General features: G+C 69.6%; 5 protein-coding genes. 3 read left to right on the top strand and 2 right to left on the bottom strand.

The genetic code is table 11. From position 1 onward, the window contains the following. Positions 1-732: 732 nt before the first annotated feature. Positions 733-1134: a DUF3224 domain-containing protein gene (locus tag FKV24_RS04835; RefSeq protein ID WP_141481570.1), complete on the bottom strand. Its 402-nt coding sequence runs from the start codon at positions 1132-1134 to the stop codon at positions 733-735. Positions 1135-1430: 296 nt separating this feature from the next. Between FKV24_RS04835 and serA the strand changes: the two genes are divergently transcribed. After that, complete coding sequence (serA, locus tag FKV24_RS04830; protein WP_141481569.1) at positions 1431-2996, top strand: phosphoglycerate dehydrogenase; 1566 nt, start codon at positions 1431-1433, stop codon at positions 2994-2996. A 4-nt stretch (positions 2997-3000) separates the two neighbouring features. Further along, positions 3001-3648, top strand: a complete 648-nt coding sequence (locus tag FKV24_RS04825; RefSeq protein ID WP_111267023.1) for a histidine phosphatase family protein — start codon at positions 3001-3003, stop codon at positions 3646-3648. A gap of 73 nt (positions 3649-3721) precedes the next feature. Here FKV24_RS04825 and FKV24_RS04820 read toward each other — a convergent pair whose 3' ends face one another. Beyond that, a complete protein-coding gene (locus FKV24_RS04820; protein ID WP_141481568.1) occupies positions 3722-3952 on the bottom strand; it encodes a DUF6289 family protein in 231 nt (76 codons plus the stop codon). 277 nt (positions 3953-4229) lie between these two features. Here FKV24_RS04820 and FKV24_RS04815 point away from each other — a divergent pair. After that, the coding region (locus FKV24_RS04815; protein ID WP_249040925.1) for a Mur ligase family protein at positions 4230-4915 on the top strand (686 nt) is incomplete at its 3' end.

Genomic DNA, 4915 nt, shown 5'->3' with positions numbered 1-4915 from the left:
TCGTGATCGAGAAGACCTCCGGTCAGGAACCGGGGGCATTGGTCTGCTCCGGATGAGCGGCTGGATCGCCAAGATCAAGATCAACGGCTTCCGCCCCCAAGGCGGCGGGTAACTTTTCTTTGCTGGCCCAAAGAAAAGTCGCCAAAAGAAAGGGCCGTCCCGACAGATCTCAATCGTGAGCGGTGGGCCTTCCAGGATTTTTCGACTCGCCATCCCTGGCTCGACCGAAAAACGGCGCGCGTCCCCGCGCGCCGCCCTTCGGGTCTGCGATCAGTGCGGGCTGTCCGGCTTTGACGAAGGTCAAAAGCGGCGCTGTTGACCTTGACCTTCAGCGACTTAAAGCCCGCCGACAAATCGCCTGGAGCGATTTGGACCGCCGCCAGGCGCCTGCGCTCATAGCGCAGGTGGGGCACATGGATGTGCCCCAGTCCGCACCGCAGAGGACGGCGGCCGTAGAGGCGCTCATGTCTGAGCGTAGCGAGTTTGGGCGCCGTGCCGCCGGCCTCGAGGCGCACAGGGGACCGGGGCGGCGCAGCCGTCCCGGCGGGCGTCAGGAGCGGGCGGTTTTGGTTCCTTTTGCCAAGACAAAAGGAACCCGCCGAAGGCGGAAGCCTTTGTTTCTGATTTCAGAAGGAAGGCGGAAGCCTTTGATCATTGCTTCAGGACGAAGGCGTCATGCGGTAGCCCAGGCCACGCAGCTGGTGTGGCGCGCTGCCGCATCCGCGAAGCGTCCTACTCCGCCGGCAACGAATAGTCGAACGTATAGAAATGCCTGCCATCGACGATATCGATCGCGATACGGCCGCGCAGGCCGACCAGCTCGCCGTCGCCGGAATCGGGCACCACCGTGAGCGACAGGCTCGGAGCGCCGCGCTCCAGGGTGCCGTTGTGCTGGGTCACGAAACTGCCGCGACGGCCGTCGAGCGTGCCCTCGATGCGCTCGATCGCGACATAGGCCGCCGAGCCTTCGACCGCGGTGCCGACGGCGAGCATGTGGACCACGGCGGTCGCCTCCAGTGGACCCCGGAAGCGTTTGTCGAAGCGCACGTGGCGGGTCTGGGCCTCGCCACCGAGATCGAGCATGCCCTGCGGCGTGGCGCTGACTTCGAACTCGCCCTTGACCTGCCTGTCCATCGATCGCACTCCGTGGTTCTGCGTTGGGAGAGGGCATCTTGACCCGGCAAGCGGCGGTTTCCAACGCAACTGTTGCATCGCCGCACCAGTCTGCTAGCCTCCTCGACATCGCGGATTCCCATGCCAGCCGGCCCCGTTTCCCGACCGAAGGTACCGTCCAGGCCTCAAGCCCGGGCCGTATCGACCGACCTGCAGGCCCTGCCACAGGTCCAGCCGTGCCCGATAGGCGCGGTCCAATCCGTCCAGCGTGCCGGCTGCATGTGTTCCGCGGGTCATTCCACCCACTGGAGCACGAAATGAAAGTCCTGGCCTGCGATGGCATCCATGAAGACGGCCTCAACCTGTTCCGCGACGCGGGATGGGAGGTCGAAATCGCCCCCGAACCGATCAAGGATCCCGAGGTCTTGGCCGATACCCTGGCCGACTTCGACGCCGTGCTGGTGCGCTCGGCGACCAAGGTGCCGGCCAGCGCACTGGCCAGGGCGGCGAAGCTGAAGGTGATCGGCAGGGCCGGCGCGGGCGTCGACACCATCGACGTCGATGCCGCCACCGCCCGCGGCATCGCGGTGATGAACGCGCCCGACGGCAATACCCTGGCCGCTGCCGAGCACGCGATCTCGCTGCTGTTCGCGCTGGCCCGCCACATCCCGCGCGCCGACGCCGGGATGAAGGCCGGCGAATGGCCCAAGGCCGGACTCACCGGTTTCGAACTGGAGGGCAAGAAGCTGGGCGTGATCGGACTGGGCCGGATCGGCGGCACGGTCGCGCGCAAGGCCGCCGGCATCGGCATGGAGGTCGCCGCGCACGACCCGTTCCTGCCGGCCGGGGCCGCTGCCAAGGGCAGCGTGCCGCTCAAGAGCCTGGACGAGCTGCTGGCCTGGGCCGACATCGTCACCCTGCACATCCCGCGGACCAAGGACACCACCCATCTGCTGTCGGAAGCGCGCATGCGCTCGATGAAGAAGGGCGCCTACCTGATCAATGCCGCCCGTGGTGGCCTGGTCGACGAGGCCGCGCTGCTGGCCCTGCTCGACGAAGGGCATCTGGCCGGCGCCGCGCTGGACACCTTCGCCACCGAGCCGCTGCAGGCGGAGTCGCCGCTGCGCGCGCATCCGCGGCTGATCCTGACCCCGCACCTGGGCGCGTCGACCAGCGAGGCGCAGCAGGCGGTCAGCACCATCCTGGCGCGCCAGATCATCGATTTCACCGCAACCGGCGCGGTCGCCGGCTGCGTCAACCTGCCGCCGCTGACCGCCGAGGCCGCGCGCGAGGTCGGTCCGTGGATGCCGCTGATGTCGGCGTTGGGCCGGCTGGCGGCCCGGCTGGTGCCGGCGCCGACCCGTCTGCATGTCACCTACGCCGGCCGCACCGAGGGCCTGGATACGCGTCCGCTGACCCGCCTGCTGGTGGCGGCGCTGATGGGGACCGCGTCGGGACGGGTGACCCCGGTCAACGCGTTGCACGAGGCCGCCGCGCGCGGGCTGACCGTGGCCGAGACGGTCGGCGGCGACGGCGACGGCTTCGACCGCCTGCTGCGGGTGCGGATCGAGAACGGCGACCGTGCCCGCGAGGTCGAAGCGACCCTGCACCGCGGTCCGCGGGTGGTGCGCCTGGACGGCGTCGAGATCGAGTTCGACCCGCTCGCGCCGGTGCTGCTGATGCGCAACGAGGATCGTCCGGGCATGATCGGCACGGTCGGCTCGAAGCTGGGCACGGCCGGGGTCAACATCGTCAACTTCGCGCTCGGCGCGGCCGGCGACGGTCAGGCGCGCGCGGCGATCACCGTCGACCGTGCGGTTTCCGATGCGGAGCTGGTCGAGCTGCGCGCGATCCCCGGCGTCCTGTCCCTCCACCAGGTGTGAACCGATGCGCGTATTGCTAGCCCGCCACGGGGAGACGCCGTGGAACGCCGAAGGCCGCTACCAGGGCCAGGAAGACATCCCGCTGTCGCCGGTCGGCGAAGCGCAGGCGCGCGCGCTGGGCGAACGCCTGCGCGAGCTGTCGATCGCCCGCGCGGTGGCATCGCCGCTGTCGCGCGCGCGCGTCACCGCGCAGTTCGCGCTCGGCGAGCGCGCCGGCCTGCTCGACACCGATCCGGGACTGATGGAGATCGGCCATGGCGAGTGGGAGGGACTGCTCGCCGGCGAGATCCGCGCGCGCGACCCCGAGCGCCTGCGCGCCTGGCGGGAAGCGCCGGAGACGGTGCAGATGCCCGGTGCCGGCGGCGAATCGCTGCAGCAGGTGTTCGACCGCGCCTGGCCGGCCCTGGTCCGCGCCGGCGAGGGACTGGGGGCCGACGACACCCTGCTGGTGGTCGCCCACGACGCGGTCAACCGGGTGATCCTCTGCCATCTGCTCGGGATCCCGTTCCGGAGACTGTGGGGATTCCGTCAGGCCCCGACCACGCTGAACCTGCTGGAAGGCGATCGCATCGAGAGCCTGGACGTCGTCCGCCTCAACGACTGCGGCCATCACACCGCGTTGTTCGGCGAGGCCGTGCACCGCGCACTGTAGGTTGCGCGCGCGCGGGATGCGCAACGGCCGCCATGCGGAACATGGCGGCCGTTGCGGTCATGGCGGTACCGGCTCAGGGGAGATTGCAGAACAGGTGGCCGTTGGCGACCGAGTTCGAGGTGCGGGTGCCGCTGTAACTGAAGACGCCGTCGCAGCTGACCTGGTAGGTGCCGACGACATTGCCGGCGTCGTCAAGATAGACGCCCATCTCGCCATTGAGGGGTTTGGCGACGGCGACGCCGGCGACGATGGCGGCGGCCAGGCCCAGGCCGATGATCCACTTGCTACGCGGTTGCATGCGCATCCTGCTTCTCCTTGTATGCGGTCTTCGTTGTTGTGGGTGCCGGCCGATCGACCGACCGGCCGATTCTTGGCAGTGGCGACGGCGGATGCGTAAAGACCGGGTGAGTTCCGCGATAATCGGCGTTCCACATGCTCGAACCGTGCGGCCAGCCGCACCGGCCATGTGACCGTCATTCACCCATCCGCCGCGGACCGCGGCGTCTGCGCAGGAGCAACGCGTGGCCTCACTCGCCGATTGGCTCGCCCGCATCGAGAAGCAGCACCCCAAGGCCATCGACATGGGCCTGGACCGCGTACGCGAGGTCGCCGCGCGGATGCGGCTGGGCCGCCCGGCGCGGCAGGTGATCACCGTCGCCGGCACCAACGGCAAGGGCTCGACAGTGGCCTTCGTCGAGGCGATCGCGCGCGCCGCGGGCTGGCGGGTCGGCGCCTACACTTCGCCGCATCTGCTGGCCTACAACGAGCGGGTGCGCATCGATGGCGCCGATGCCGACGATGCCGCGCTGGTGGCCGCGCTGGAAGCGGTCGAGGCGGCGCGCGGCGAGGTCACGCTGACCTATTTCGAGCACGGCACCCTGGCCGCGCTGCGGTTGTTCGAACAGGCCGACCTCGACCTGGCGATCCTCGAAGTCGGTCTCGGCGGCCGTCTGGATGCGACCAACATCGTCGACCCGGACGTGGCCGTGATCACCACGGTCGACATCGACCACCAGGACTGGCTCGGCGAGGACCGCGAGTCGATCGGCCGCGAGAAGGCGGGGATCGCGCGCGGCTGGAAACCGCTGGTGCTGGGCGAGGACGACCCGCCGTCCAGCGTGCTGCGCCACGCCTATGCGATCGGCGCCTCGGCACTGCGGATCGGCTGCGATTTCTTCTTCGAGCCGGCGCCGGCCGCCGACGGCCGCTGGCGCTGGCGCGAGGTCGGCGTCGAGCTGGCGCTGCCGCAGCCGGCGTTGGCCGGGCC

The sequence above is a fragment of the Marilutibacter maris genome, from assembly GCF_006546735.2.
GTDB classification, from domain to species: domain Bacteria; phylum Pseudomonadota; class Gammaproteobacteria; order Xanthomonadales; family Xanthomonadaceae; genus Marilutibacter; species Marilutibacter maris.
The sequence above is the reverse complement of the archived record's forward strand: the minus strand, read 5'-3'. Positions and strand labels throughout refer to the sequence as shown.